Below are 25,576 nucleotides of genomic sequence, written 5' to 3' on the forward strand. Positions count from 1 at the left end.
TGCGTCAATCAGCGGGCCGCTTATCGCAGCCCCTCAAGCACTTGCCTGGTTACACGAACCGAGCTTGGGAAAACGCGCCAGAATCGCCTTGCGGATCCCGGGCAGATCGAGCCCGGCCTCGCTCAGCACTTCCTCGCGGGTGCCGTGCTCCAGATAGGTATCGGGCAGGCCCAGATGCAGGATCGGCAAGGTTACACCATGTGCCGCCAGACATTCGGCCACGCCCGAGCCCGCACCGCCCGCCACCGCGTTGTCCTCCAGGGTGACGAAGCCGCCATGCTCTTTCGCCAGCTCCAACAGCAAGGTTTCATCCAGCGGCTTCACAAAACGCATATTGACCAGGGTGGCGCCAAGCTCGTCGGCGATTTCCGTGGCCGGCGCCAGCATCGCGCCAAAACTGAGAATCGCCAGCCCGTGGCCGCGGCGGCGCAGTTCGGCCTTGCCGATCGGCAAGGTATCCAGGCTGCTGCTGATCGCCACGCCCGGGCCGTTGCCGCGCGGATAGCGGATTGCCGCCGGGCCGGGGTAGCCGAAGCCGGTGCTGAGCATGGCGCGGCATTCGTTCTCGTCGGCCGGCGCCATCACCAGCAGGTTGGGCACGCAGCGCAGAAAGCTCAGATCGAAGCTGCCCGCATGCGTGGCGCCGTCGGGGCCGACCACGCCGGCACGGTCGATGGCGAAAGTTACGTCCAGATTCTGCAGCGCCACGTCGTGGATGGTCTGGTCGTAGGCGCGCTGCAAAAAGCTGGAGTAGATCGCCACCACCGGCTTGGCGCCTTCGCACGCCATGCCGGCCGCCAGGGTCACGGCGTGCTGTTCGGCAATCGCCACGTCGAAATAGCGTTGCGGATATTCGCGTGAAAAACGCACCAGGCCCGAGCCCTCGCGCATGGCCGGCGTGATGGCGAGCAGGCGGTCGTCTGCGGCGGCCATATCGCACAGCCAGTCGCCGAAGACATCCGAATAAGTAGGCCGCGACGGACCGGATTTTTTCACCACGCCGGCGAGCGGATCGAACGGCCCCACCGCGTGATATTCGATCTGCGCCTGCTCTGCCGGCGCATAGCCCTTGCCCTTGGTCGTGATCACATGCAGCAGCTGCGGGCCGGGCAGGTGCTTCACCGCGCGCAGCGCATGCAGCAGCTGCGCCACATCGTGGCCGTCCACCGGGCCGTTGTAGTGAAACCCCATTTCTTCGAACAGCGTGCCAGGCAGGTGCGATTTGGTCAGGCCACCTACGTTCTCGCTGATCGACATGCCGTTGTCGTTGAACACCACCAGCATGTCCGCGTTGACGTCGGCCGCATGATTGAGCGCCTCGAACGCCATGCCGGCAGTCATCGCGCCATCGCCGACCACGGTGACCAGCTTGCGCGGATCGCCCTTGCGCCTGAGCGCGATGGCCATGCCCAGGGCGGCGGAAATCGAGGTGGAGGAGTGACCGACGCCGAAGGTGTCGTAGTCGCTTTCCGCGCGACGCGGGAACGGCGCCAGGCCACCCTTCCGCTTGATGGTGGTGATCAGGTCGCGGCGGCCGGTCAGGATTTTGTGCGGGTAGCACTGGTGGCCCACGTCCCAGACCAGTCGGTCGTGCGGGGTGTCGAACACGGCATGCAGCGCCACCGTCAGCTCGACCACCCCCAGCCCCGCCCCGAAATGACCGCCGGAACTTGCGACGGCCTCGATCAGGTAGCTGCGCAATTCGCCGGCCACCGCGGCCAACTGCTCGTCGGAGAGGCGGCGAAGATCTGCCGGCGCCTGGATCGCGGACAGCTGCGGGTAGCGGGACAGGTCGATCATCCGCGTATTGTTAATCCTGCGTTAGGGAGGGGCAAGCAAAACCGGGCGCCGCCAGGGCACCCGGTCAAATGGCACTCAGTTTGGCGGTGCGGCTCAGGCCAGGGCTTCGCGTCGGTGGCGGGGCAGGTGACTGACCAGGAATTCCATCTGGTCGGCCAGGATATTGCGGTTGGACAGGATCAGGTGCTCCACCCAGCTCGGCCGGTAGGGCACCGCCAGCAGGGGCATATTGGCCTCCTGCGGGGTGCGGTTGGCCTTCTTGAGGTTGCAGGCCAGGCAGGCGCAGACCACGTTTTCCCAATCGTCGCGGCCGTGCTTGGAAATCGGCAGCACGTGGTCGCGGGTCAGCTCGCCGCGGCTGAAGCGCTCGCCGCAGTACATGCACAGATAACGATCGCGCCCGAAAAGGGCGCTGTTGGTAAGGGCTGGGGCGGGGTCGATCGCGTGGTCGCGGCAGTGTCCGGTGCTGGCCACGATGGGATGGAGCTGGATCTGGCTCTGCCTGCCCAGGCTGCGGTTATGGCCGCCGTGCACGGTCAGGCAAGGGTCGCCCAGGGTCCAGGCCACGGCCTCGCGGACGTACAGGCAAACTGCGTCCTGCCAGCTGATCCAGTCGAGAATCCGGCCGGCCGCGTCCAGCGACAGCACGCGGGTCGCGTTCAGGTCGGCCTGCTTTGGCACTTCCATCAGCATGCGTTTCGTCCTTCACCCAGTAGCGAAAGAGCGCCCATCCATGCAACGGTGCTCGGATTTTCCGCAGCATAGAACAAATTGATTGCAAAACGCATGCAAAGGCCCGCGGATATTGTCCCAAAAACCAGGACTTGTGATGATTCGCCCCGGGCTCCCGGCGCTGATATAGTGACTGTTCATCTGTAGACCCGACGCCGGGTTTGGGAGGGGAAGCCTGGGTGGCGGCCCCGGCACGGCGGGGCAGAGGTAAGCAACGTGGCTGAAGTACTTTTCTACGAGCGGCCGGTACCGCTCAATCGCACCGCGCACAAGGATCTGCGCATCAAGGGATTGCAGAACCTGAGGTTCGCACACGGCGTGCATTCCGTGCCGCTGACCTGCGCCGAATTCCCCGTCACCGCCCGCGACATCCCGATCCTGTTCGCCGGCCCCGACATGGCCAGCGCCGGTCCGATGGCGTTGCTGGGTCTGCGCCAGAACGAAAACCTGTTCCTGGACGACAACGGCCAGTGGGCACAGAACGTCTACATCCCGGCGTTCGTGCGCCGTTATCCGTTCGTGCTGGCCGAGAAGCCGCCGGGCGCGGAAGGCGACGATTTCACCGTGTTCCTCGATGAAGCCTACGAAGGTTTCAACAACAGCGAAGGCGAGCGCCTGTTCCAGGACGACGGCAGCGAAAGCGACGTGCTGAAGAACGCCGTGAATTTCCTCGGCGAATTCCAGCAGCACGTGGCGCGCACCCGCCAGTTCATGGACGACCTGCGCAAGTACGACCTGCTCGAAGGCCGCAATATCCGCCTGGAGCGCAACGGCAACGTGCTCAACCTCAACGGTCTGTTCGTGATCAACGAGGAAAAGCTGCGCAAGATCGATGCGGAAACCGCACACCGTTTCCTGATGGACGGCACCATGGGCTGGATCTATGCCCATCTGCTGTCGCTGCAGAACGTCGATCGTGTGGGCCAGCGCCTAGCTCTGCGCGAGGAAGTGGAAGCGTCGAACCAGACCAAGAACTGATTGCTCTTGCAGCGATCGCGAAAAAGCCGCCCACCGGGCGGCTTTTTTTGTGCGCGTAGGTTGGGTTGGCGCAGCGTAACCCAACAATGTCGTGTGGCTTCGATGGAGATTTGTTGGGTTACGCTGCGCTAACCCAACCTACGGCGGTGGGCGGTGTTTAGGGGCGCACTGCGGTTACTTCGATTTCCACGCGGAAGCCTGGATTGGCCAGCGCCGCCACCTGCACCGCCGAACGCGCCGGCAGCTTGGGCTGCTCCTTGGTGCCGAAGAACTTGGTGTAGCCGGCCATGAAGCCGGCGAAATCCATCTGGCCGCCGTGCTCCGCATCGCCCACCAGAAACACATTCATCTTCACGATGTCGCCCATGTCCAGGTGCATGGCCTGCAACTGCTGCTGGATATGGGTAAGTGCGCCGATGGTCTGCGTCTCGGTGTTGCCATAGGCGGCCAGGCTGTCTTTCGGCGCCTTGGCATCCGCCACTGGCGGTACGTTGCCGCTGAGATAAATGGTGGCCTTGCCCGCCGGCACTTCCACTGCGGCGGAAATCGGAAAATGGCTGTTGGGTATCGGATAGCGCACCACGTCCTGGGCGCTGCTGGCAAAGGAGACCAGCAGCGTGGCGAGCGCTGCGGCGTGGATGGCCTTGTGCACGGCGGGTCTCCTGATCATGGTTTGGATGGCTGATCTTGCGGGTGCATGGCAGCGACCTGCGCCGCCGTGATGCTGTCGGTGTAGTGATTGCCGAAATGCGAACGCACGTAGTTGATCACCTCGGCAATCTGCTCGTCGCTCAGCTTGGTGTCTTCGAAGAAACTGCCTTGCGTGGCAGGCTTCATTTCGAACGAGGGCATGTCGTGCCGCCCGAACAGAATCACCGCCGCCATATATTGCGCGGAGGCCAGCTTGGGATTGCCGGTGAGCGCGGGATACCTGCCGGCACCGGTGGCGCCTTTGGCATCGGGCATATGGCAGCCCTGGCAGATGTGCTGGAAGATGCCTTCGCCATGGGCGTTCTTGATGCTGCTGCGCGTATACAGCGCGTCGTCCATGGACTGCGCGTTCACCGTACCGCTGCACGCGAGCAACACGGTCATTGCGCACGCATAGGAGAGCGGACGGCTCATGCCGCACCTCCGGCCAGGATGCGCTGATGCAGGCGCGTCACCAGGTCCAGCGCCGAGGTCACGGCGCCTTCCTGCCAGGCCGGCAAATAGGAAGCATGCTCGCCGGCCAGCGCAATGCGACCGTCGATCTGGCACAGGTTGTCGTAGTGCTTGGCGCGCAGTTCGTCCGACCACGATGCGAAGCAGCCCATGGTGAAGGGCGAGCGATGCCAGGCCACGGCCATGCCGTTCTCGAATTCCGCCCGGTATTGCGGATGGATCTGGCTACCGTATTCAACCGCTTTGCGAATCCGTTCGGCCGGCGTCATGGCGGTGAACTCGTAAGCATTGAGGCCCCACACATAGGCGCCCAGCAGCACGCCCTTGCGGCTGTGGAAATCGTTGCTGGGGTAGCTGATGGTGTTGATCGGCAGATCGGTGGCGGTGACGCCGCCATAGATGTCCTCATCTTCTTCCCAGAAGCGGCGCTTGAATTGCAGCCCCACTTTCACGGTTGCCGCATACGGCACGGCGCCGATCGCCTCGGCCATCGGCGTGCTCACGTTGATCGGAATCTGGCTGAGGATGGACAGCGGAATCGTGCAGATGCACCAGTCGGCGCGGCTGGTCTGCGCTGCACCGGGATGCTGCGCATCCACATGCGTCACGCTGACGCCGTGCGCATCCTGCTGGATGCCGGTGACCTTGCGCTGGTAGCGAATCAGTCCATGCAGTTCGCGGCCGAATGCTTCGCCGATCCGCCCCATGCCGCCGACCGGCTGGAACAGGGTGGTCTGGAACTCGAAGATCTCGCCCTCGGTAAGGTTGCGCCACAGCTTCGAATCGAGCACGTCGTGCAGTTGCAGCGGCTGCGAATCGGTAGGCCTGGCGGACAGGCCGCCGCCTGGCGGCTTGTCGAAGCCGCGCCGGTTGCTCACACCGGGCCCGGCAGCGTAGGCGTAGTTTTTATCGAGTGCGCCCCAGCCGCGCAGCGAATCCAGCAGCTGCGCCTGGTCATCTTTGCTGATCTGCGCATCGAGCTTGCCCTGTTGCGCCACTTTCGCCAGCAGCTCGGCGATATGGCCGCGGTAGTCGGCATTGATGCTGCGATAGCGCTGCGGCTTGCCGCCGAAGGCGTTGGCACTGTGCAGGTAGGCGTTGTGATTGACCTGCACGAAGGGCTCGAGCGGTACTTTGAGTTTCTTGCAGTAATCGAGCAGACCGCGATGGTGATAGGGAATGCGCCACGGACCCGGATTGATATACAGGCCGCGGTCGAACTGGCAATGCTGGGTATAGCCGCCCAGTTCGGTGTAGGTGTCGCCGCCGCGCAGCGTCCAGTTGCGGCCGCCGGGACGGCCGTTGTATTCCAGCAATTGCACCTTGTAGCCGGCCTGGCGCAATTCATAGGCCGCCACCATGCCGGCCAGTCCCGCTCCCAGTATCAACACCGAGGTGCCGCGTGGCGCCCCTTGCAACTGCGGCGTGCCGCGGTACGGCGATTCGGCGGCAAAGCCCAGGCTGCTCATCGCCTGGTACATCGCCGCACCGCCCGCACTCACGCCGATCATGCGCAGCAGATCGCGGCGCGTCATGGATGATCCCGAACTTTCCCCTTGCATCACTCAGCCCCTCACAAACCAAGCGTGCAGCACATCGCATCCGGCGACCGGGCGACAGTGACATAAGACATGCCTGAGGCTGGCGCTCCGCCGCGTGCAGACGCTGCGCGCAGTCAGTGGGTGGGTTTGGCTAGCCGCAGCAGGTCCACGCTGTAGCCCGCCGCTTCATACAGCGCCAGCGCACGCGCATTGCCGGGGAATACCGCCAGTGTCACCAATTGGCACTGATGCTCGCGCGCCCAGGCTTCGGCGTGCTCCATCAGCGCCTTGCCCACGCCTTGGCCTTCGTGGCGCGGCGCCACCGCCAGATCGGAGATATGGCAGTTGGCGCGGCCGGTGAAGTAATCCTGGGTTTTCTGCAGATGGATAAAGCCCACCCGCTCGCCCTCGCCGTTTTCGGCCACGAACACGTAGCTGTTGGACGGCTGCTCATCCAGGTGGCGGCCGAGGTCCTTGCGGATGCCCTCGATGCATTCGTGCCGCTTGCGCCAGGCGGGCAGGCTGAAATCCACGAAGCGGGGAACCAGGCCGAGGATGAAATCGTCGTCATCCTCGGCAAGACGGATATGAAAAGCGTTGTCACTCATGCGTCGGCCGGTCGGCAAGAACGGAAACGGGTAAGCCCGGTTCTACACCCAAGCAGGGCGCGGTTGGAAGTCCCTTGGCCGTCATGGCGCATGCCCCGCCCGCCGGAACGGGCGGGGCATGCCGGCGATCAGTCGCCGATGACCGGCAGTGCGATATAGCTGGCCTCGTCCGCCGCGTGGTAAATGCGCTGCGTGGCCTTCTGATAATCGCCCGGCTTGGCCCAGAAGATATTCGGCACGAAAGTCTGCGGATTGCGGTCGTAGAGCGGGAACCAGCTGGACTGCACCTGCACCATCACGCGGTGGCCCGGCAGGAATACATGATTGGCGTTGGGCAGTTCGAAGCGGTACGCGAGCGGCTGGTTGGCGGCCAGCGGCTTGGGCGTGTCGAAGCCTTCGCGATAGCGGCCGCGGAAAATATCCATCGCCACGGCGAGCTGATAGCCACCCATTTCCGGCTGCTCGCTGACCTGGTCCGGATACACGTCGATCAGCTTCACCACCCAGTCGCTGTCGGTGCCGCTGGTGGAGGCCACCAGGTGCACCATCGGTGCGCCGGCAATGGTCAGCGGCTGGGTCAGCACGTCGGAGACATAGGTGACCACGTCGGTGCGGCCGGATGCTTCGCGCTGGTCGTCCACCAGCCACTGCGACCAGGTGAGGCCGTTGTCGTAGCCGATCGGCTGGCTCGGGCGTGCGCGGAACGATACCGGATGCGCCGGATCGGAAATGTATTCGTCGTAGCCTGCGCCCGTTGCCGGTGCGCTGAAGCCCAGCTTGTTATCAGGCTGCAGATAGAGCGCGCGGCTCTTTGTCTTGCAGCCGTCCTCGCAGGCCAGCGGCCAGTGGCTGAGCCGCTGCCATTGATTGGTGCCGGTCTGGTACGCGGTTACCGGGGCGATGTCGGCCTTGGGCGCGCCATCCTTCAGGTACTGCGCCAGATACGGCCGCAGGATGTGCTCGCGGAAATACTTGCCGGTGTCGCTGCCGAAACGGATCGCGCCGAGCGCGCTGGCATCCTCGATTTCCTGGCCGTGATGCCAGGGGCCCATCACCAGCTTCACCATGTTGCCGCCGGTGTCCTTGGGCTTGATCGCGCGATACACCGCGAGCGCGCCGTAGATGTCTTCCTGGTCCCACAGGCTGTGCACCAGCATGGTCGGCACTTTCAGCGGCTGCGCGGCGAGCACCTTGTCCACCGCCTGCTCGCTCCAGAACGAGTCGTAGGCCGGATGCGCCACCAGCTTGTTCCAGAAGCCGAGCTGTTCCATGCCGTACTGGCGACCCAGTTCGCCGGCCGAGCCGGCCTGCATGAACAGGTCGTAGTCGTCGTGATAGCTGGTCCACCACTTGTAGAAATTGTCGCGGCTGGCGCTCTGCTCGTAGATGTAGGCCATGTTCTGCTGGCGGAAGGCGCCGTGATGGAACCAGTCGTCACCCATCCAGCCGTCCACCATCGGGTTCATCGGCACCGCCACTTTCAGCGCCGGATGCGGATTCACCAGCGACATCAGCGGCTCGAAGCCGTCATAGGAAATGCCGATGGTGCCGACCTTGCCGTTCGATTCGGGAACGTTCTTCACCAGCCAGTCGATGGTGTCGTAGGTATCGGTAGCGTCGTCCACCGGCGTGGGATTGAGCGGGCCATGCACCGGCCGGTTCATCACGTAATCGCCTTCCGAACCGTATTTGCCGCGGATGTCCTGGATGACGCGGATGTAATGGTCTTCCACGATCACGTCGGTGGCGTTGTCGTAGCCTTCCAGCATCGGGCCGAGATGGCCGCTCAGCACGTGGTGGGTCAGTTCCTTCGCGTCGTACGGCGTGCGCGTCATCACGATGCCGGCATGCGTGGTGCCCTTGGGAATCAGGATCACCGTATTGAGCTTGACGCCGTCGCGCATCGGGATCATCACGTCGCGCTCGACGTAGTCGTAGCTGCCGGTGACCGGCGTGAACTGGGCCGGCGTTTCGCTGGGGTAGTTGGGGTATTGCGAAGTGTCTGGCGCATCCATCGCCGTCACGGCACCGCTCAGGCTGAGCAGCAGGGCAAACATGGCAGGCGTGAGCCTGCGTAAAGCGATCGCGGCACGACTCGACTTCATGGTGACTCCCCTTTGGGTATGCCCGGCTAGCCTAGCGTTTAATTCGCGCGCGCGGGTAGGGTCGAACCATGCCTCAGCGACCTGTGTTGCGAGAGCGCTTGTGACGGCATGCATAAAAAAAGCCCGGACCAGCCGGGCTTTTTCTTCAGGCACAGAAAGAACGAGGATCAGGCAATCGTCGGCAAGGTATCCACACCCGCCTCGATCGCTGCCTTGTGCATGTGCGTACGCGGCAGGATGCGGGCGAAATAGAATGCCGCGGTATCGCGCTTGGCCTGCTTGAAGTCGGCCTGCTGCGCGCTCTTTTCCACCGCAGCCACGGCGCGCGCCCAGAAATAGGCAAGCGTGATGTAGCCGCTGTAGTAGAGGTAGTCATTCGCGGCGGCGCCGAGTTCTTCCGGATTGCCCTGGATGCGCTGCGCCAGCTTCAAGGTCAGCTCGCCCCATTCCCTGGCCAGCGCGCCCAGCGTGGCGATATACGGACGCAGTGCCTCGTCGGCCGCATGCGCCTTGCAGAAGGCGCCCACCTCGGCCAGGAAGTGCTGCAGGCCCACACCCTTGAGCTGGAGGATCTTGCGGCCGAGCAGATCGGCGGCCTGGATGCCGGTGGTGCCTTCGTACAGCGTGATGATGCGTGCATCGCGTACGAACTGCTCCACGCCGTTTTCCACGATAAAGCCGTGGCCGCCGTAGATCTGCAGCGCTTCCTTGGTGCATTCCTGCGCCAGTTCGGTCACCACGCCCTTGGCGATCGGAATCAGGAAGGCGAGCAGTTCGCTGGCCTGCTGGCGCGAGGCTTCATCTGCGCCGCGTGCTTCGATATCGGTCTGCAGCGCCGCGTACATGATCAGCGCGCGCGAACCTTCCACGAAGGCGCGCTGGGTCAGCAGCATGCGGCGCACGTCCGGCTGCACCAGCAAGTTGTCGGCGGGCTTGTCGGGGAATTTCGGACCGGACAGTGCACGCGACTGCAAACGCTCGCGCGCATAGTTGAGACTGTTCTGCAGCGCGCGTTCGGCCAGCGCCAGACCCTGCAAACCCACCGACAGGCGCGCGGCATTCATCATGGTGAACATCGCTGCCAGGCCCTTGTGCGGCTGGCCGATCAAATAGCCTTCCGCTTCGTCGAAATTCATCACGCAGGTGGCCGAGCCGCGAATGCCCATCTTGTGCTCGATCGCACCCGGATAGGCATTGTTGCGCTCACCCACGCTGCCGTCGGCTTTCAGCTTGAACTTGGGCACGATGAACATCGAGATGCCGCGGCTGCCGGCCGGTGCGTCGGGCAGGCGGGCCAGCACCAGATGGATGATGTTTTCGGCCAGATCATGATCGCCGGCGCTGATGAAGATCTTGGTGCCGCTGATCTTGTAGCTGCCGTTGGCGCCCGGTTCGGCGCGCGTCTTCAACAGGCCCAGGTCGGAGCCGGCCTGCGGTTCGGTCAGGCACATGGTGCCGGTCCACTGGCCGGACACGATCGGCTTCAGATAGGTGTGCTTCTGCTCGTCGGTGCCGTGCAGCTCCAGCGCATGGCAGGCGCCTTCGGAGAGCAGCGGATACAGGCTCCACGACAGGTTGCCCGACTGGAACATCTCGGAGGTGGCGATGCCCATCACCGACGGCAGCGCCTGGCCGCCGAATTCCTCCGCCATGGTGAGACCGGCCCAGCCGCCGTCGGAGAACTGGCGGAAGGCTTCCTTGAAGCCCTTGGGCGTAGTGACGCTGCGCGTGGCCTTGTCGAAGTGGCAGCCTTCTTCGTCGCCGGGGGCATTGGTGGGCGCCAGCACCTGTTCGCTCAACTTGCCGGCTTCTTCCAGCACCGCGTCGAGGAGGTCGCGGGTATGGCCCTCGCCGCCTTGCAGCTTGGTGAGGGTGGCTTCCGCGCCGAGCACGTCAAACAGTGCGAAGCGCTGGTCGTCGAGGGGAGCCTTGTAGAGCGTCATGGCATAAATCCTTCGGGTGGCGAATGCGGGAAGCGTCAGCGGTAGGTGTTGGCGATGCCGGGTACCGGTGACAGGAAATCGTCGTGCTTGAACGGGAAATCACGCGGATTCTTGTTGTCCGGGTGATCGTCGAGATTGGGCTGGCAATGCACGATGCCGCGGACGGTGTAGGCGAGCGAACCGGCGCTGCCCTTGGCGGCCACGGCCTGCAGTGCCTGGCTCATCGGCGCGGTCGGCAGCACCGTCACCTGCAGCACGTCGCCGGCGAAAGAGGGCACGTCCAGCTCGAACTTGTCATGCAGGCGCACCGGGATGCCCTGGGCAACCTGCAGGTCGCCTTCGATCGACTGGTACTGCATGCCGGTGTAGCTGTTGTTCTGCAGGCGCAGGGTGAGCTCCCAGGTGCCGTCCGGCATCACATGCATCTGCTGGATGGTGATGGTGGGCGGGAACACGCTCTGGCGCTGCGGGCCGCAGGCGGCGAGGCCGCCGATCAGCAGGACTAGGGCCAATCCGTGGAGCAGTCGTTTCATGAAATCACCTCAAACGATTGTTTGAATATAGCAGGGAAAAGGGCGCGTGGAACGGCGCTGCGCAGCACGCAAAACGTTTGAAACTTCGACGGTTATACAAAATGGCGGGCAGCGCGGGGAGCTCCCCGTGGAGCCGCGCAGGAACGCGCGCCGGCCGCCCGGCCATCGCCATCGGACCTCCGCCCGGACGCCGCCGTTCCCAATGTCATGCAGAGCAGGCATCATTAGCGGTTGCATCCCCTTATTTACCGGTTGCCCATGTCACGTCGCATTGTTGCCCGTCGCTCTCCCATCCATGGCAATGGCGTATTCGCCGTCGCTCCGCTCAAGAAAGGCGAAGAAGTCATCGAGTACAAGGGCACGCTGATGACCCACGACGAAGCCGACGACATGTACGGCGACGGCGGCGAAACCGGTCACACCTTCCTGTTCACGCTCAATGACGACTACATCATCGACGCGAACCGCAAGGGCAATATCGCGCGCTGGATCAACCACAGCTGCGACCCCAACTGCGAAGCCTTCGTCGAGGAAAACGCCGACGGCAAGCCGCACAAGGACCGCGTGATCATCCAGGCCAAGCGCAATATCAAGCCCGGCGAAGAACTCACCTACGATTACGGCATCGTGCTGGAAGTGGCGCACACCGCGCGCCTGAAGAAGCTGTGGAAGTGCCTGTGCGGCTCGCCCAAGTGCACGGGCACGCTGCTCAAGCCCAAGCGCTGATCACGTTCCACTTACATCCGGCATACGCTGCCTCCATGGCGGCGTATGCAGACTGCTGACCTTGTCACCAGGAGTAAGCGCATGAACAGCAAAGCCTCACTCGCCGGCAAGAAAATCGCAGCCCTCGCCACCGACGGCTTCGAGTACGCCGAGCTCACCGAGCCCAAGCGCATCCTGGAAGAAGCGGGTGCCACGGTGGAAGTCATCGCACCGGGCGACGCCAAGCAGATCAAAGGCTGGAAAGACGGCAACTGGACTGATGCCGTGAAGGTCGATCGCGCGCTGGAAAAAGTCGATGCCGAGGATTACCAGGCGCTGCTGTTGCCAGGCGGCGTGATGAATCCCGATTCCCTGCGCGGCAAGGCCGCGGCGATTTCGCTGGTGCGCGCATTCGGCGACGCCAACAAGCCGATTGCCGCCATCTGCCATGGTCCCTGGACGCTGATCAATGCCGGGCAAGTAAAAGGGCGCACCATGACCTCGTGGCCGACGCTGCGCAAGGATCTGGAAAATGCCGGCGCGCATTGGGAAGACCGCGAAGTAGTGTGCGATGGCAACCTGATCACCAGCCGCAAGCCGGACGATATTCAAGCCTTCAGCAAGGCATTTATCGAGATGCTCGCCGCCTGAGTTTCTCTCTCCCCGGCGCAGAGACGAACAACAGTGTCGAGTTGCGCTCCCTCTCCCCGCTGGGGAGAGGGTTGGGGTGAGGGGTCAACCTCGCACAGAGGTGTATTCAGTGCATCGCTTTGATCTAGCTCATCGCGAGTGTGTCCCCCTCACCTCGATCCTCTCCCCGCAGGGGAGAGGAGGAAGAGCCGGCCCGGGCGCTGATTGGAAGCCTCCGTTCCAACCAACTAATAATCGATACGCAACACCTCGATCGTGATGTCACCCGCCGGCCGCGCCCAGCGCACTTCATCGCCGACCCGTGCGCCGAGCAGCGCCTGCGCCAGCGGCGATACGTAGCTCACCAGGCCATGCTCGGCATCGGCTTCGTCCTCGCCGACAATCTGCCAGCGCTGCGCGCCTTCGGCACTCTCCACGGTGACAATGGCGCCGAAAGCCACCCGGTCGTGCGGCTGCTTGGCCGGATCGGTTTCGATGGCGCCGGCCACCCGCGCATTCAGCCAGCGCAATTCACGTTCCAGTGCGCTGCGCTCGCGCTGCTCGTCGAGTGCCGGATCGTCGCTGGCTTTCAGCGCATCCAGGCGCATCTGCGTTACGGCGACGCGCTCGCGCAACTGGTGGATGCCACGCGGCGTAACGTAGTTGGGATGTTCGCTTACGGGTAGTTCGGGCAAGGCATCCTGTGCGTTGCCGTCATCGTCTTTGACGAAGGCGCGATTCATGCGGCCCTCCGCGTGTAAAAGTGATGTATGGAAGCTGTGATCGAATTCTTGCTGGCTCGCGCCAGGAGGATCCAGCCGGTCTTACCTGACATGGGGCTGTGGCCGGGCGACTCAATCGACGCCCGGCCTTGCGGTTCAAAAACGTAAAGGCGTCAGTCTTCGTCCATCTTCGGCTTCCACGCTTCACTGAGCTGGCGCTGCACCGGCGGCGGCACCGGCTCGTAGTGGCTCAGATCCAGACTGTAGCGACCTTGCCCACCGGTCATGGCTTTGAGCTCGGTCGGATAATCGGTGAGCTCGGCCAGCGGCGCTTGCGCCTTGATCACCAGTTCGCCGCCGCGCTTGGCATCGGTGCCCATGATGCGTGCGCGCTTGCCGGCCAGACCGCCGGTGACATCGCCCACGTTGTCCTCGGGAATCGATACTTCCACATCCACGATCGGTTCCAGCACGATCGGATGCGCCTTGGCGATCGCATCCAGAAACGCCTTCTTGCCTGCGCTGACAAAGGCCACTTCCTTGGAATCGACCGGATGGTATTTGCCGTCGAAGACAGTCACGCGCAAATCCTGCAGCGGATAACCGGCGACCGCGCCGCTTTCCATTGCCTGGCGCACGCCTTTCTCGATCGCGGGCAGGAACTGGCCCGGAATCACGCCGCCTTTCACGGCATCCACGAATTCAAAGCCGGCGCCGCGTTCGAGCGGATCCACGCGCAGGAACACTTCGCCGAACTGCCCGGCGCCGCCGGTCTGTTTCTTGTGGCGATGATGGCCTTCGGCCGAGCCGGCAATGGTTTCGCGATAAGCGATGCGTGGCGGATGCGTCACCACTTCCACGCCATAACGGTCCTTCATGCGTTCCAGCACAATCTTCAGGTGCAGATCGGATAAGCCGCGCACCACCGTTTCGTTGAGCTCTTTGTGATGCTCCATGCGGAAGCAGGGATCTTCTTCCGTCAGCCGCGACAGCGCCTGCGACAGCTTCTGCTCCTGCCCCTTGTGTTTAGGCTGCAGCGCCAGGCCGAACATTGGCTGCGGGAAATGCACGGGTTCCAGATGGATGCGGTCTTCGTCGTGCGAATCGTGCAGCACTGCATCGAAATGGATGTCTTCCACCTTGGCCACCGCGGCGATGTCGCCGGGCACTGCCTGGTCGATTTCCACGTGGCTTTTGCCGTTGAGGCGGAACAAGTGGCCGACCTTGAATGCCTTGCGGCTGTCGTCGATAAACAACTGGCTGTCGCGGCGGATCGTGCCCTGCCATACGCGGAACACGCTGAGCTTGCCGACGAAGGGATCGTTGATCACCTTGAAGACGTCGGCGACCACGTGCGAGGCGGGATTGGGATCCACCGCAATCTGCACATTGTCGCTATTGCGGAACGGCGGCGGATTGGCCTCGGCGGGATTGGGCAGCAGGCGTTCGAATACATCGAACAATTCACTCACGCCCGCGCCAGTGCGCGCGCTGACGAAGCAGATCGGCACCAGATGCCCTTCGCGCAGGCATTGCTCGAACGCGTCGTGCAATTGCTGCGGCGTGAGGGCTTCTTCGCCCTTGTCCAGGTAATCGCCCATGGTGGTTTCGTTGATTTCCACCACCTGGTCGAGAATCTGCTGATGCGCCTCGGCCAGCGACGAAAAATCGGTGGCGCCGTCGCGATGGAAGAAGCAATCGAGCACACGGCCGCCATGTTCGGCGGGCAGGTTGATCGGCAGGCATTCGGCGCCGAACTCCTCGCGCAGCGCATCGACCAGGGCGCCCAGTTCCACGCCATCGGTGTCGATCTTGTTCACCACCAGCAGGCGCGCCAGCCCGCGTTCGCGTGCGCGCTCCATCATGCGTCGCGTGCCGTGTTCGATGCCGTTCGCCGCATTGACCACGATGGCCACCGTTTCGACTGCGGTGAAAGCGGAAAGCGTGCCGCCGCGGAAATCCGAATAGCCGGCGGTGTCGAGCAGGTTGATATGGCAATCGCCACGGTCGATGCCGGCGATGCAGCTGTCGATCGAATGACCGCGCGCTTTCTCTTGCGCGTCGCTATCGGACTGGGTGGTGCCACGCTCTATCGAGCCCAGCGTCTGGATCACGCCGCCGGCATGCAGCAAGGCCTCGAACAAGGTGGTCTTGCCGGCGCCGGCGTGGCCGGCGAGTGCGATGTTGCGGATGTTTTCCGTGTTATAGGACACGATGCGACCCTCCTCTGAAGAGGCGCGGGATCGTGCGTCCACACCGCATGAGGCCGCGCATTTGGCGGGCCGTCATGGTCGTCCTTCGCGTGCGGGACGCAGGGGCGGTCATGGCGGGAAGGCGGCGGGAGACATGGGTCTGCGGCCGCCGGGGTAGCGTTCTCCCATTGCCCGCGGCGGTCAAGCTGCAGTGCGAAGACGCAGCGCGCGCAAGCGTTAACGCGATGTGAGCGCAGGCATGGAACCGCAGGGCGGATGAAAGGTCTGTGTGAGATCTTGGCGCTGCCCACGGCGCCCCAGTTCCGCCGGCCCCCTGCAGCGGCTGGCGACATCCAGAGGAAGGCTTATCGAACGTCCTGACCAGGTCGAACATCACCGTTGGTCTTCGTCGGCATCCGGCAAGGACCGCGGACTGCATCCGTTCGACGGCCCCACCCGCGCCATGCTGCATCAGATGCGCTGGCGCAAGACGCCGCGCGATCGCCGCCGCCTGTGGCTGGCGTTGAGCATCGCGGCGCTGCTGCACGTCTTTTTCCTGCTGGTGATGTGGTACGGGATGAAGCCGCGCGGACCCTTGCGGCAAGTGGTGGCGGTGCAGGCGGAAAGCGCGATCCAGGTACGTTTCATCACGCACATCGCGGCGCCTGCGCAGGTACCGCCGCCGGTGGTGCCCGCATTGCCGGCGCCGCCGAAACCGTCGCACGAGGCACCCGCCAAAAACGCGCTTACCGTGCATATAGCCGGCACCGCACCGGCGCCCGCGGCGACCACGCAGGCCCCGCCGCAACCGGCACCGGTGCTGTTCGATCGCACCGGGCGCATCATCCTGCCGGCGAATCCGGCGAGTGCGCCGCCCGCGCCTGCGGCCGCCCCCGATTACGTGCAGCGCGGCCCGCAGGGCGATACGCAGATCATGCACGACCAGAATCCGGTCAAGTACAAGCCGACCAAGCTCGATCCGTATTGGCGCAAAGGCGGCACTGCGGTGGACGACGCCTTGCAGAAGCTGGTCGAGAAAACCACGGTGCAGAAGACCATCCAGCTGCCGCGAGGCATCCGCATTCACTGCGGCATTTCGCTGGCGGCGCTGGCCGGTGGCTGCGGCGGCGAACCGCCGCCGCCACCGCCGTCCAACGACGGCGATGAGCGCATGAACATGGCGCCGGCCGCGTCGCTCGGCGGCAACGCGCCGGCAAAGCCGGACGCGGCCACCTGCATCGCCCTGTACAAGGCCGGCCGGCCCTTGCCGCAAGGTTGTCCGGTGGATACGCCGGCACGCGCAACAAGTGCGCCGATGCCCCCGGCGCATTAGCCCATCCGCCGCGGCAGCGACGGCCGGGGCGAACGGCCGCGCAAGAAATGCCGCCGCGGCCATTACACTGCGCGCATGTCGCCGCCGCCCCCCGATCAACCCGTCCGCCCCAAGTCCACCGTGTTGATCAAGTCGCCTCGCGACGCGGCCACTTGGGCGATGGTCTATCGGCAACGCAACCGCCAGCGACCGCGCGAACGCCTGCTCAAGGTGATCGCCGTGCTCGGCGCGGTGATGGTGCACATCCTGTTTCTGCTCGGCTCGATGCTAGGTTCGCCGTATGAGTACCAGCCGCCGCCGGAGCCGAAAGGCAACACGATGCTGGTGCGCCTGATCAACAACAAGCCGCTGCCGCCGCAGCCGCCGCCCGTGCGCGGTGTTCCGCCGAAAGAGCATGGGCCGACGCACCGCGGCAACACCGCGCAAGTGGTGCACGCCACGCACGAGATCTCCACGGCCGCACCGGTCGCCGCCGTCCAGCAACCGCCGGTGCCGGCACCCAAGCAGCAGCCGGTAGTCAGCGAAAAGAAAGTGACGGTCGCGGAAAAGCCGAAACCGGCCGCCGCGCCATTGCCGCCGATCACTTTGCCCAAGCCGTCGGCAGCGACGGTCGTGCAGGCCAAGCCCGTCGGCCTGCCGCCGCCGGCACTGTCGCTGCAGGCAGTGCAGGCGGTCCAGCCGGTGCCGCCGCAGTTCCAGCCCGAGCCCCCGCGCAAGGCGCAGTTGGAAGGCACCCAGCCGATGCCGCCGTTGCCGTCACTGGCCTTGCCGACGCAGCCGGCGCAATCCGCGTTGACCGCCACGCCGCCGCAGATCGCGGTGGAGAAGCCTTCGCTGGCGCCGGTGCCGATGCCGCAAGTGGCGGCCGTGGCGCCCGCGCCCGAGGCGGCCGCACCGCCAGCGCCGGCCGTGCAGCCGGTGCCGTTGCCGGCGCAGGCTGCGCCCACCGTCAATCTGCAGTCGTCGGTCGCGCCGCTGGAAACGCCGAGCTTGCCGCGCATTGCACCGCAAGTGGTGACGCCGGCCGTGCCGGTGCAGCAACAGGAAGCACAGCTGGCGCCGGTGCCGGTTACGCCCACCGTCGCACCTACGCCCAACCTCACCGCTTCCGCGCCTACCTTGAGCGTGGAGGCCCCCAAGCTCGCCGTGCCTGCGATCTCGGTACAGCCGCAGCTGAGTACGGCAGCGGCCGCCACGCCGGCGACTTCGCAGGCCCAGCCGGCCGAAGCAAGCTCCAACGAGCAAGCCGCGCAAAGCGCGTCTTCTTCGGCGAGCAATCCGGCTACCTCCAGCGCCGCGGCGAATGAAGGCAACGCCAGCGCCAGCACGGCGCCGAATGCGACGCCGCAAGGCAGCGAAACGGGCAATCCCGGGCAGCCCAACGGCATCAGCCAACCGTCCGAGAGCAACGGCACACAAGGCACGCAACCCACGTCGACCACCGGCGCGGGCAACACCGCCAATGCGCAGGGCAGCGGCACCTATGGCACGCCGAACGGCAGCTATATCCAGCTCAAGCCGCGCGGCGACACGGAGATCATGTCGCACAACACCAACCTGCCCAAATACCAGCCGACGCGTTTCGACCAGTACTGGACACCCAAGGGCGAAAGCTCGGTCGACACGGCGCTGCGCCATGCGGCAGAAAAGACCACAGTGAGCCACACCTTCAATCTGCCCAAGGGCATCCGCATCAAATGTGCGGTAACGCCGCTGGTGCCAGTCTCGCTGTTCGGTTGCGGCGGTGCGGATCCGCCGGCCGCGCCGTTGCCGCAGAAAATGTACGACCGCCTGAACCTGCCCACCGCCAATGCCTCGGTGCCGAAAGTGGCGCCGGCTGCGGCGGCGACGCAGGCCGCATCGCAACCGGTGCAACTGGACAACAGCGCCGAGTGTGCGGCCGCGCGCGTCAGCGGCGGCCCGATGCCGCCGAACTGCCCGCCGACCACGGCGCCAGTGCAGCCGTTGAAATTGCCCACGCAGGGTTCCGGCTCATGGGTGCCGGCCAGCGACCAGTTTCACTGACGGGTCATGCCGTGGGCGAACTGCACGCTGCCGTAGCGTTTGCAGGTGCTGCTGGAACAGTGGGATGCCATTGGCGCGCTTGCACTGATCTGGCGCTAGCCATCTGTCCCTCGTCATTCCCGCTGATGCGGGAATGACGAGGGACAGCGATAACACAATGAAATGCGGTGACCGACTCACAGCATCCGCAGCAATTCCTTCATCAGCGGCAAGCGCCGCACGCGTACCGCGCTGACGCGAAACACCGCGTTGGCCAAGGCCGGCACGGCGCTGGGCATGGCGATAAAGCTTGCACCGGTAGGATCGCCTTCGCCCGGCACGGTAATCACTTCCACCTTATTGGGCAGCTGCGCCATGCTGGCCAGCGGGTAATCCTTCCAGCTGCTTTGTTCCACCTTGCCGTCCTTGCTGGTGATGGCCAGGTTGAGCGCGGTGGACAGCGCATCCAGCGTCGCGCCGGCGACCTGGCCTTCCAATCCTTGCGGATTGATCACGCGGCCCACGTCCACCGCGCACACCACGCGATCGATGGTGAGCTGGTTGCCTTGCAGCGATACCTCGACCGCATGCGCGACATACGCGCCATCCATATACCAGCAGGCAAGGCCCAGGCCGTTGATCGAGTGCAGCCAGTCTTTCCAGTTGATGCGGTCGGCGACCAGCTTCAGCACATTGGCCAGGCGTGCGGTGTCGATGGCGCCGCCGCCTTGCAGCGGCACCAGCCGCGGGTCGCCGATCAGGCGCAGATGGGTGTCGAGCGGATCTTCTTTAAGCGCATGCGCAATTTCGTCGATGAAGCTTTCGACGGCAAACGCATTGGTGGTTTCCGGCATGCCGCGGTGCGGGCCGCGCGGCAGCGACGAGGCCAGGCTGAACCAGTCGCTGCGGTAATTGGGCACGAAGCCGGCGGGCAACTGATTGACGCCCACTTCGGACGTCCACAGATGATCGCTGGGCGTGCCGCGGCCGCTGAGTGCCGAGGCACTCGCCAGGCGCTGGTTCCACGCAATGATGTGGCGCTTGGCATCGACGATCGCGCTGAATTTGTGCACGGTGCCGGAGCGGTAGTAATCGTGCGTCATGTCTTCGTCGCGCGGCCAGAACAGCCGCAGCGGCTTGTTTACCGCCTGCGCCAGCAATACCGCTTCGGCGACGTAGTCGTGATCGAGGCGCCGGCCGTAGCCGCCGCCCACGCGCGATACGCGTATGTCGATCTGGTCTGCGGGCAGGCCGGTAAGACGCTGCACGATGGTCCAGGCCTGCACCGGCGATTGCGTGGGCACGAACAGAATGGCGCTGGTTTTATCCAGCCGCACCAGGCAGTTCATCGGCTCGCTCGCGGCGTGCGCCAGCCAGGGCTGGTAATACATCGCCTCGACCCGGCGCGCCGCCTTGTGGCCGGCCTTGTCCACATCGCCATCGTCGCGGACACGCGTGGTGGGCGCGCTGTCGCTGTTGAGCAGGTTGGTGGCCTGTTGTTCCAGTGCGGCGGTGCTTTCGCTGCCGCTGGCGCCGGCTTTCCAGTCCAGCTTGAGCGCACGGCGCCCCTGCAGGGCTGCCCAGGTGTTTTCGGCGATCACCGCCACGGCCGGTGCGATCACCGTCTGCCCCGGCTGCAGCTTCGGATCGGGCTTGAGTTCGATCACGTCGATCACGCCCTTGATCGCCAGTGCGGGCGCCTTGTCCAGATCATCGAGTTGGCCGTCGGGCCACGGGCTGTGCGCGAGCACGGCAACCACGGCATCGGCGAAAGACTGGTCGAGCGAGTAGGGCGTCTGGCCGGTGACGATGCCGCGTGCGTCGACGTCGCCGGCAGGCTGGCCGATCAGGCTGAAATGATCGGGCGTCTTGAGCGGAATCGGCGTAGTCGGCGGGGTGATCTTCGCGGCGGCGGCGGCCAGCTGGCCGTAGCCGATACGATGGCCGTTCGGCGCAATCACCACGCCTTTTTCGGTGCGCAGGCGTTCGGCCGGCAGATTCAGCTGCTGCGCGGCCGCCTGCACCAGCAGCCAGCGGGCCAGCGCGCCAGCCACGCGCAGATCGCGCCATGCGCGCGGAATCGAATTGCCGGTGCCGCCCACCTGCTGGCCGTAGAGCCAGTGCAGATGGCCGTTGCTGTTGTCCACGCCCAGGCCCAGCGGCAGTACGCGCACGCGCTGCCAGTCGGCGTCCAGTTCGTCGGCGATGATGCGCGGCAAGGCGGTGTTGACGCCGGTGCCGGTATCCGGATCGCGCGCGCCGATCAGCACATCGCCGTTCTGGTCGATACGCACGTACAGGCCGAGGTCGCTGAGATTGTCGCCCAGCATGTCCGCCGGCACCTGCGGGGTCGTGGCGGCGTGCGCGCTGCGGATGCCTACGATCAAGGCACCTGCGGTGCCGGCCAGCACCTGCAGAAAGCGGCGGCGGGACAGCTGCGTCTGGCCGCTCATGCCTTGGCTCCTTGCTTCATGGCGGCGGCCGCGCGCTTGATCGCCGCGCGCACGCGCGTCTGGCAGCCGCAGCGGCAGAGGTTGGGCAGGGTATTGATATCGCCGTCGGAAGGATCCTTGTGGCGATTGAGCAGATCCATCGAGGCGATCAGCCAGCCCGGCGTGCAGTAGCCGCAGCCGATCGCATCCTCGTCGATAAAGGCCTGCTGCAGCGGATGCAGCGCGCCCTTGGCGTCGGCCAGGCCTTCCACCGTCACCACCTTCTTGCCGCTCAGCTTGCTCATCGGCACGCCGATGGCCGAGCTGGCCTTGCCGTTCACCAGCACCAGATCGGCGCCGCCCTCACCATGCTCGCCGGCGTACTTGGTGCCGTCCAGTTGCAGCACGTCGCGCAGATACCACAGCAGCGGCATCTGCGGGTCGCCGGTGTGTCGGTAGCTCTCGCCGTTGATCTGCAGGTCGATTCCGGAGCGGACCGCAACCGGGGTGATCTGCGCCGGTGCGGCGTGGTCTTGCGCCATCGGATGGGTTCTCCTGAATAACTAGCACCACATTGTGGCATTGCCGCAGGAAATTAGGGGCTCGCCGGCCTGAATAGGCGGCGCCACACCCAGTACACCGGAACGCCGGCCGCCATGATCGCCAGCCCGATCCCCGTATTGACCAGGCTTGCACGCAGGCTCTGCACCACCACCAGCGCGATGGTGGCGATGAAGATCAGCGGCAGCAACGGATAGCCGGGCACGCGGAACGACACCTCGCCGCGCTGGCGGCTGCGGTACCAGAACAGCGTGCTCACGCCCACCGCGCAGGCCAGCCAGTCGCCGAAGGTGGCGTAATCCAGCAATTGACCGTAGCTGCCCGACAGCACCAGCACGATCGACCAGCCCACCAATAGCAGCAGGGCGATGTTGGGGGTGTGATGACGCGGATGCAGGCGCCCCACGCTGGCGAAGAACAGGCCGTCCGACCCCATCACCTGCAGCACGCGCGCGCCGGCCACCAGGGTGATGTTGCAGAAGCCGAAGGTGGAGATGGCGATGCCCACCGCGATCAGCTTGGCGCCGGCCGAACCGAACACCTTGCCCATCACGTCCGCCGCGGGCGTGTGGCTGAGCGCCAGGCCGTCGTGGCCGAGCACGGCGAGGTAGGCCACGTTCACCAGCGCATACGCCACGATCACGCCGAGCATGCCCAGCAGCAGCGCGCGGGGCAGGGTGCGTTGCGGCTCGCGCACTTCACCGGCGAGATTGTTGAGATAGGTGAAACCCGAATAGGCGAACAGCACCGGCAGCGATGCACTCATAAAGCCCACGCCGCTGCGCGCCGGATCCGCCGCCAGTGCCGCGGTCTTGCCCGCGCCGGCCAGGAACAATCCGCACACCACCAGCACCGCCACTGCGATCAATTTCAGCAGCGTGAACAGGTTCTGCATCTGCACGCCGAACTTCAGCCCGAACAGATTGATGCCGGCCACCAGTACCAGCGCGCCGGCAGCAAGCGGCGTGGCCATGCCCGGCGGCAGCCCGAACACCGAGGCGGTGTAGCTGGCGAAGATGGTGGCCACTGCCGCGCTGGAGCCGGAGTAGATCACCAGCAGCATGGTCCAGCCGAACAGAAAGCCGGCCAGCGACCCGAACGCTTCGCGCAAGTACACATAGCTGCCGCCGGCATGCGGGCGACGTGCGCCGAGCTCCGCGTAGCACAGTGCGCCAATCAGGGTGAGCACGCCCGCGCCCACCCACATCAACAACAGGCTCAGCCCCGATTCGGTGCGCTGCGCGGCAATGCCGGGATTGAGAAAAATGCCGCCGCCGATAATGCCGCCGACCACGACCAGCGCGGCATCCCGCAGCCGCAGGCTGCGCTGGTAGCCGGGTTCCGGTGACGTCATGGATATTCCTTGCTGGCGAAAGACCCGCAGCATGGCAATCGGGCGGGGCCAGGGCAAGGGTGCGAAGCACAAAAAAACGGCCCGCGTGCTTGCACGCGGGCCGTTTTCACAACAATCGCTGGCTTAGAACCCGCTGCGCAGGAACACATCCAGATTCGCCACATCCAGCGTACCGATGCCGGCACCCGGGTTGTAGCGCGGCTGGCCGTCGTAGAACCAGTTGTCGCCGGCGCGCACGCTGTTGAACGGGGTGTAGCGTCCGTAGCCGAAGATGTTCTGGATCGCGTACACCTGCGGATTCCACAAGCCGATGCGATGGCCGGTGCTCTGGCGCAGCAGGGCGGTGATGCCGTTGAGCTGCGGTGCTACGAAGCTAGTGCCGCCTTCGCCGCTATTGAGGCCGCCATCCGCGGTGGAGATGTAGATGTAGCCCGTCTCCGGATCGGCATTCAGCGAAATATCCGGCACGTTGCGGCCGGCAAAATGGCCGGGCAGTTTCAGCAGCGTGGTCGGGCCGGCGCTGGGATCGTTATAGACCAGCGACTGCTTCGTTTCGCTGCGGCGCACGCCGTCGGTGAACGCCTGGTAGAACGGCGTATGCCAGTACACGCTCACGCCGCCGCCACCGCCGGAGGAGAACAGGTTAACCACGCCCTGGCCGATATAGGTATCGAAATAGTTCTGGATGTAATCCCAGCCCCAGACGCTTTCCTGCTTGATCGCTTCGGTCGGACCGGTGCCGAAGGCGTATTTGTACGGCGTGGTGGTGCCGCCCGCCGCCGTGATGTACGGATCGGATGCGGGTGAATCCACCGACAGCGGCGCGGTGTAATCGCCCACCGCCGTGCCGGCGCCGAGGTCGCGCACCGTGTCATACGCACCGGAGTCGCCCGCCGCTGCGAACAGCGACTGTCCCTGCACCGCCGCTTCCAGGAAGATCGAATGGAACGCGCGCAGATCGCCGGCATCGCTGGTGTCGGTATTGCTGGCGCCGTCCACATTCAGTGCGGCGAAGCTGAAGATTTCCGGCAGGCCCCAGCTGGTGGAAATGCTGTCGGCGATGTTGTCCGACACGGCCTGGGCGAACGCATCGACATAACCGTTGCCGGCATTCGGTGCGTCGTAGACCAGGATGTCGGCATACGGCGCAACGCCGCCGGACTGCTCCACGTCGATCGAGGTTTCGCCGCTGCCGCCATCGATCGCGCCGCCGCCGTCCACATGCACCTGGGTGATGCGGTTCGGCTTGGTCGTCAGGTGGATATGCGACCAGTAGGCGGTCGCATCGGCCGGATAGAAGTTGGACAGGGTCACGATGGCTACGGTCGAGCCGCGACCCACCACGCCACGCTGGTACAGCGGATTGATGTCGTAGAAGTTGGCCACATCGCCCACGGTGTACTGGCCCGGCAGGCCCGACGCGGTCGAATTGCCGCCGGAACCGCCCGAACCGGAGCTGTTCAGTGCGCTGATCTGCGGATGCTGCGCATTGAGCGCGGCAAACTGCGGCGAAGCCACATGATGCGGGCGATAGTGCAGCTCGTTGCTCAGGCCGCTGGCCACATCCACCACATCGGCAATCGCCGACGGAATCTGCACCGCGCCGGCCGGCTTGTGGAAATGACGTCCGTCCTGGCGCGAGACATAGTTGTGGATCGAGGTGCTGAACAGCGCATTGATCTGCGCCGTGGTACCGCTGGCACGCACCACCAGGTGGCTGGGCAGCACGTCGCTGCTCAGGCCCTGCTTCTGCAGGTAGGCCTGCACGCGCGCAAGGTCACTGCTGCTGGGTCCGAACTGCTGCGCAAACTGGCTGGTGGTGAGGAACTGCTGATAGTGCGCGCTGCCCGGCGTCACCGTCTGGCGGATGTAATCCTCCAGTGCGGTTTGATTGCGCAGCTTCAGCACCAGCGTGACTTGCACGTTCTGGGCGGCCGGCGCGGCGCCGGCATCGATGGCGGGGGAGGCATTGGCGGCGATGGCTCCGGTACTCAGACCGGCCAGCAGCAGGCCCAGGGACAGCGGCAGCGACTTGCGTTGCAACTTCGCGAACATGGTGTTTCTCCTGTTGGGCGCAACGATCCATACGCCTGCACGGCCCGGGTAAAAAGACGCACAACCCCGGCCCAGCCGGCGCAACCGTTGGGCATTCGTTGGTTCTGTTCATTCCCCGCGACGCCGCCGCCTCCCCTGACGACTGAGCGCGCCGCCCGTTGAGCCTATGCGGTTCCGCGCCGGG

20 protein-coding genes are annotated in these 25,576 nt (G+C 64.9%); 5 read left to right on the forward strand and 15 right to left on the reverse strand.

Annotated elements, in window-relative coordinates; genetic code table 11:
* Positions 1 to 33: 33 nt before the first annotated feature.
* Positions 34 to 1,800: a 1-deoxy-D-xylulose-5-phosphate synthase gene (gene dxs / locus IGX34_RS08805; protein ID WP_192555348.1), complete on the reverse strand. Its 1,767-nt coding sequence runs from the start codon at positions 1,798 to 1,800 to the stop codon at positions 34 to 36.
* Between the two features lie 93 nt (positions 1,801 to 1,893).
* Positions 1,894 to 2,493 (reverse strand): HNH endonuclease, encoded by a 600-nt coding sequence (locus IGX34_RS08810; protein ID WP_192555349.1) that lies wholly within the window; start codon positions 2,491 to 2,493, stop codon positions 1,894 to 1,896.
* 255 nt (positions 2,494 to 2,748) lie between these two features.
* On the opposite strand from IGX34_RS08810, the gene IGX34_RS08815 reads away from it, so the two are divergent.
* Positions 2,749 to 3,510, forward strand: coding sequence for a SapC family protein (locus tag IGX34_RS08815; protein ID WP_192555350.1), 762 nt, complete (start codon positions 2,749 to 2,751; stop codon positions 3,508 to 3,510).
* 157 nt (positions 3,511 to 3,667) lie between these two features.
* Here the strand turns inward: IGX34_RS08815 and IGX34_RS08820 are convergent, their stop codons facing one another.
* From IGX34_RS08820 to IGX34_RS08850, 7 genes are all read right to left on the reverse strand, one after another.
* Positions 3,668 to 4,180 carry a RidA family protein gene (locus IGX34_RS08820; RefSeq protein ID WP_192555351.1) on the reverse strand — a complete coding sequence of 171 codons (513 nt, stop codon included), beginning with the start codon at positions 4,178 to 4,180 and terminating at the stop codon, positions 3,668 to 3,670.
* Entirely contained in the window at positions 4,177 to 4,635 is a 459-nt protein-coding gene (locus IGX34_RS08825) for a c-type cytochrome (protein ID WP_192555352.1), read from the reverse strand. Before IGX34_RS08825 ends, IGX34_RS08820 begins: the two co-directional genes overlap by 4 nt.
* Positions 4,632 to 6,236, reverse strand: coding sequence for a flavin monoamine oxidase family protein (locus IGX34_RS08830; protein ID WP_192555353.1), 1,605 nt, complete (start codon positions 6,234 to 6,236; stop codon positions 4,632 to 4,634). Before IGX34_RS08830 ends, IGX34_RS08825 begins: the two co-directional genes overlap by 4 nt.
* Positions 6,237 to 6,349: 113 nt before the next feature.
* Positions 6,350 to 6,823: a GNAT family N-acetyltransferase gene (locus IGX34_RS08835; RefSeq protein ID WP_192555354.1), complete on the reverse strand. Its 474-nt coding sequence runs from the start codon at positions 6,821 to 6,823 to the stop codon at positions 6,350 to 6,352.
* Between the two features lie 128 nt (positions 6,824 to 6,951).
* Positions 6,952 to 8,928, reverse strand: a complete 1,977-nt coding sequence (locus IGX34_RS08840; protein ID WP_192555355.1) for a CocE/NonD family hydrolase — start codon at positions 8,926 to 8,928, stop codon at positions 6,952 to 6,954.
* A 167-nt stretch (positions 8,929 to 9,095) separates the two neighbouring features.
* Positions 9,096 to 10,871, reverse strand: coding sequence for an acyl-CoA dehydrogenase C-terminal domain-containing protein (locus IGX34_RS08845; protein ID WP_192555356.1), 1,776 nt, complete (start codon positions 10,869 to 10,871; stop codon positions 9,096 to 9,098).
* A 35-nt stretch (positions 10,872 to 10,906) separates the two neighbouring features.
* Positions 10,907 to 11,404: a hypothetical protein gene (locus tag IGX34_RS08850; RefSeq protein ID WP_192555357.1), complete on the reverse strand. Its 498-nt coding sequence runs from the start codon at positions 11,402 to 11,404 to the stop codon at positions 10,907 to 10,909.
* Between the two features lie 258 nt (positions 11,405 to 11,662).
* On the opposite strand from IGX34_RS08850, the gene IGX34_RS08855 reads away from it, so the two are divergent.
* Positions 11,663 to 12,130, forward strand: a complete 468-nt coding sequence (locus IGX34_RS08855; protein WP_192555358.1) for an SET domain-containing protein — start codon at positions 11,663 to 11,665, stop codon at positions 12,128 to 12,130.
* An 81-nt stretch (positions 12,131 to 12,211) separates the two neighbouring features.
* Positions 12,212 to 12,760, forward strand: a complete 549-nt coding sequence (locus IGX34_RS08860; protein ID WP_192555359.1) for a type 1 glutamine amidotransferase domain-containing protein — start codon at positions 12,212 to 12,214, stop codon at positions 12,758 to 12,760.
* 227 nt (positions 12,761 to 12,987) lie between these two features.
* On the opposite strand, the gene IGX34_RS08865 is transcribed toward IGX34_RS08860, so the two are convergent.
* On the reverse strand, positions 12,988 to 13,482 hold the full coding sequence (locus IGX34_RS08865) for a GreA/GreB family elongation factor (protein ID WP_192555360.1): 495 nt from the start codon (positions 13,480 to 13,482) through the stop codon (positions 12,988 to 12,990).
* Positions 13,483 to 13,634: 152 nt separating this feature from the next.
* Positions 13,635 to 15,674, reverse strand: a complete 2,040-nt coding sequence (gene fusA, locus IGX34_RS08870) for an elongation factor G (protein ID WP_192555361.1) — start codon at positions 15,672 to 15,674, stop codon at positions 13,635 to 13,637.
* 442 nt (positions 15,675 to 16,116) lie between these two features.
* On the opposite strand from fusA, the gene IGX34_RS08875 reads away from it, so the two are divergent.
* Positions 16,117 to 16,986 carry a hypothetical protein gene (locus IGX34_RS08875; protein WP_192555362.1) on the forward strand — a complete coding sequence of 290 codons (870 nt, stop codon included), beginning with the start codon at positions 16,117 to 16,119 and terminating at the stop codon, positions 16,984 to 16,986.
* A 75-nt stretch (positions 16,987 to 17,061) separates the two neighbouring features.
* Entirely contained in the window at positions 17,062 to 19,011 is a 1,950-nt protein-coding gene (locus IGX34_RS08880; protein WP_192555363.1) for a hypothetical protein, read from the forward strand.
* Between the two features lie 176 nt (positions 19,012 to 19,187).
* Here IGX34_RS08880 and IGX34_RS08885 read toward each other — a convergent pair whose 3' ends face one another.
* The 4 genes from IGX34_RS08885 to IGX34_RS08900 form a co-directional block, all read right to left on the reverse strand.
* Positions 19,188 to 21,443: a xanthine dehydrogenase family protein molybdopterin-binding subunit gene (locus IGX34_RS08885; RefSeq protein ID WP_192555364.1), complete on the reverse strand. Its 2,256-nt coding sequence runs from the start codon at positions 21,441 to 21,443 to the stop codon at positions 19,188 to 19,190.
* Positions 21,440 to 21,964: a (2Fe-2S)-binding protein gene (locus IGX34_RS08890; protein ID WP_192555365.1), complete on the reverse strand. Its 525-nt coding sequence runs from the start codon at positions 21,962 to 21,964 to the stop codon at positions 21,440 to 21,442. Before IGX34_RS08890 ends, IGX34_RS08885 begins: the two co-directional genes overlap by 4 nt.
* Before the next feature lie 53 nt (positions 21,965 to 22,017).
* Complete coding sequence (locus IGX34_RS08895; protein ID WP_192555366.1) at positions 22,018 to 23,337, reverse strand: APC family permease; 1,320 nt, start codon at positions 23,335 to 23,337, stop codon at positions 22,018 to 22,020.
* A gap of 123 nt (positions 23,338 to 23,460) precedes the next feature.
* Positions 23,461 to 25,392, reverse strand: coding sequence for a S53 family peptidase (locus tag IGX34_RS08900; RefSeq protein WP_192555367.1), 1,932 nt, complete (start codon positions 25,390 to 25,392; stop codon positions 23,461 to 23,463).
* Between the last annotated feature and the right edge of the window lie 184 nt (positions 25,393 to 25,576).

This window comes from Dyella acidiphila (genome assembly GCF_014863405.1).
Lineage (GTDB): Bacteria > Pseudomonadota > Gammaproteobacteria > Xanthomonadales > Rhodanobacteraceae > Dyella_B > Dyella_B acidiphila.

Bases quoted from the DNA above. Each gene is read 5' to 3' on its own strand.
- dxs (WP_192555348.1), bottom strand. From the start codon at position 1,800: ATGATCGACCTGTCCCGCTACCCGCAGCTGTCCGCGATCCAGGCGCCG.
- IGX34_RS08810 (WP_192555349.1), bottom strand. From the start codon at position 2,493: ATGCTGATGGAAGTGCCAAAGCAGGCCGACCTGAACGCGACCCGCGTG.
- IGX34_RS08820 (WP_192555351.1), bottom strand. From the start codon at position 4,180: ATGATCAGGAGACCCGCCGTGCACAAGGCCATCCACGCCGCAGCGCTC.
- IGX34_RS08825 (WP_192555352.1), bottom strand. From the start codon at position 4,635: ATGAGCCGTCCGCTCTCCTATGCGTGCGCAATGACCGTGTTGCTCGCG.
- IGX34_RS08830 (WP_192555353.1), bottom strand. From the start codon at position 6,236: ATGCAAGGGGAAAGTTCGGGATCATCCATGACGCGCCGCGATCTGCTG.
- IGX34_RS08835 (WP_192555354.1), bottom strand. From the start codon at position 6,823: ATGAGTGACAACGCTTTTCATATCCGTCTTGCCGAGGATGACGACGAT.
- IGX34_RS08840 (WP_192555355.1), bottom strand. From the start codon at position 8,928: ATGAAGTCGAGTCGTGCCGCGATCGCTTTACGCAGGCTCACGCCTGCC.
- IGX34_RS08845 (WP_192555356.1), bottom strand. From the start codon at position 10,871: ATGACGCTCTACAAGGCTCCCCTCGACGACCAGCGCTTCGCACTGTTT.
- IGX34_RS08850 (WP_192555357.1), bottom strand. From the start codon at position 11,404: ATGAAACGACTGCTCCACGGATTGGCCCTAGTCCTGCTGATCGGCGGC.
- IGX34_RS08855 (WP_192555358.1), top strand. From the start codon at position 11,663: ATGTCACGTCGCATTGTTGCCCGTCGCTCTCCCATCCATGGCAATGGC.
- IGX34_RS08860 (WP_192555359.1), top strand. From the start codon at position 12,212: ATGAACAGCAAAGCCTCACTCGCCGGCAAGAAAATCGCAGCCCTCGCC.
- IGX34_RS08865 (WP_192555360.1), bottom strand. From the start codon at position 13,482: ATGAATCGCGCCTTCGTCAAAGACGATGACGGCAACGCACAGGATGCC.
- IGX34_RS08875 (WP_192555362.1), top strand. From the start codon at position 16,117: ATGCTGCATCAGATGCGCTGGCGCAAGACGCCGCGCGATCGCCGCCGC.
- IGX34_RS08880 (WP_192555363.1), top strand. From the start codon at position 17,062: ATGTCGCCGCCGCCCCCCGATCAACCCGTCCGCCCCAAGTCCACCGTG.
- IGX34_RS08885 (WP_192555364.1), bottom strand. From the start codon at position 21,443: ATGAGCGGCCAGACGCAGCTGTCCCGCCGCCGCTTTCTGCAGGTGCTG.
- IGX34_RS08890 (WP_192555365.1), bottom strand. From the start codon at position 21,964: ATGGCGCAAGACCACGCCGCACCGGCGCAGATCACCCCGGTTGCGGTC.
- IGX34_RS08895 (WP_192555366.1), bottom strand. From the start codon at position 23,337: ATGACGTCACCGGAACCCGGCTACCAGCGCAGCCTGCGGCTGCGGGAT.
- IGX34_RS08900 (WP_192555367.1), bottom strand. From the start codon at position 25,392: ATGTTCGCGAAGTTGCAACGCAAGTCGCTGCCGCTGTCCCTGGGCCTG.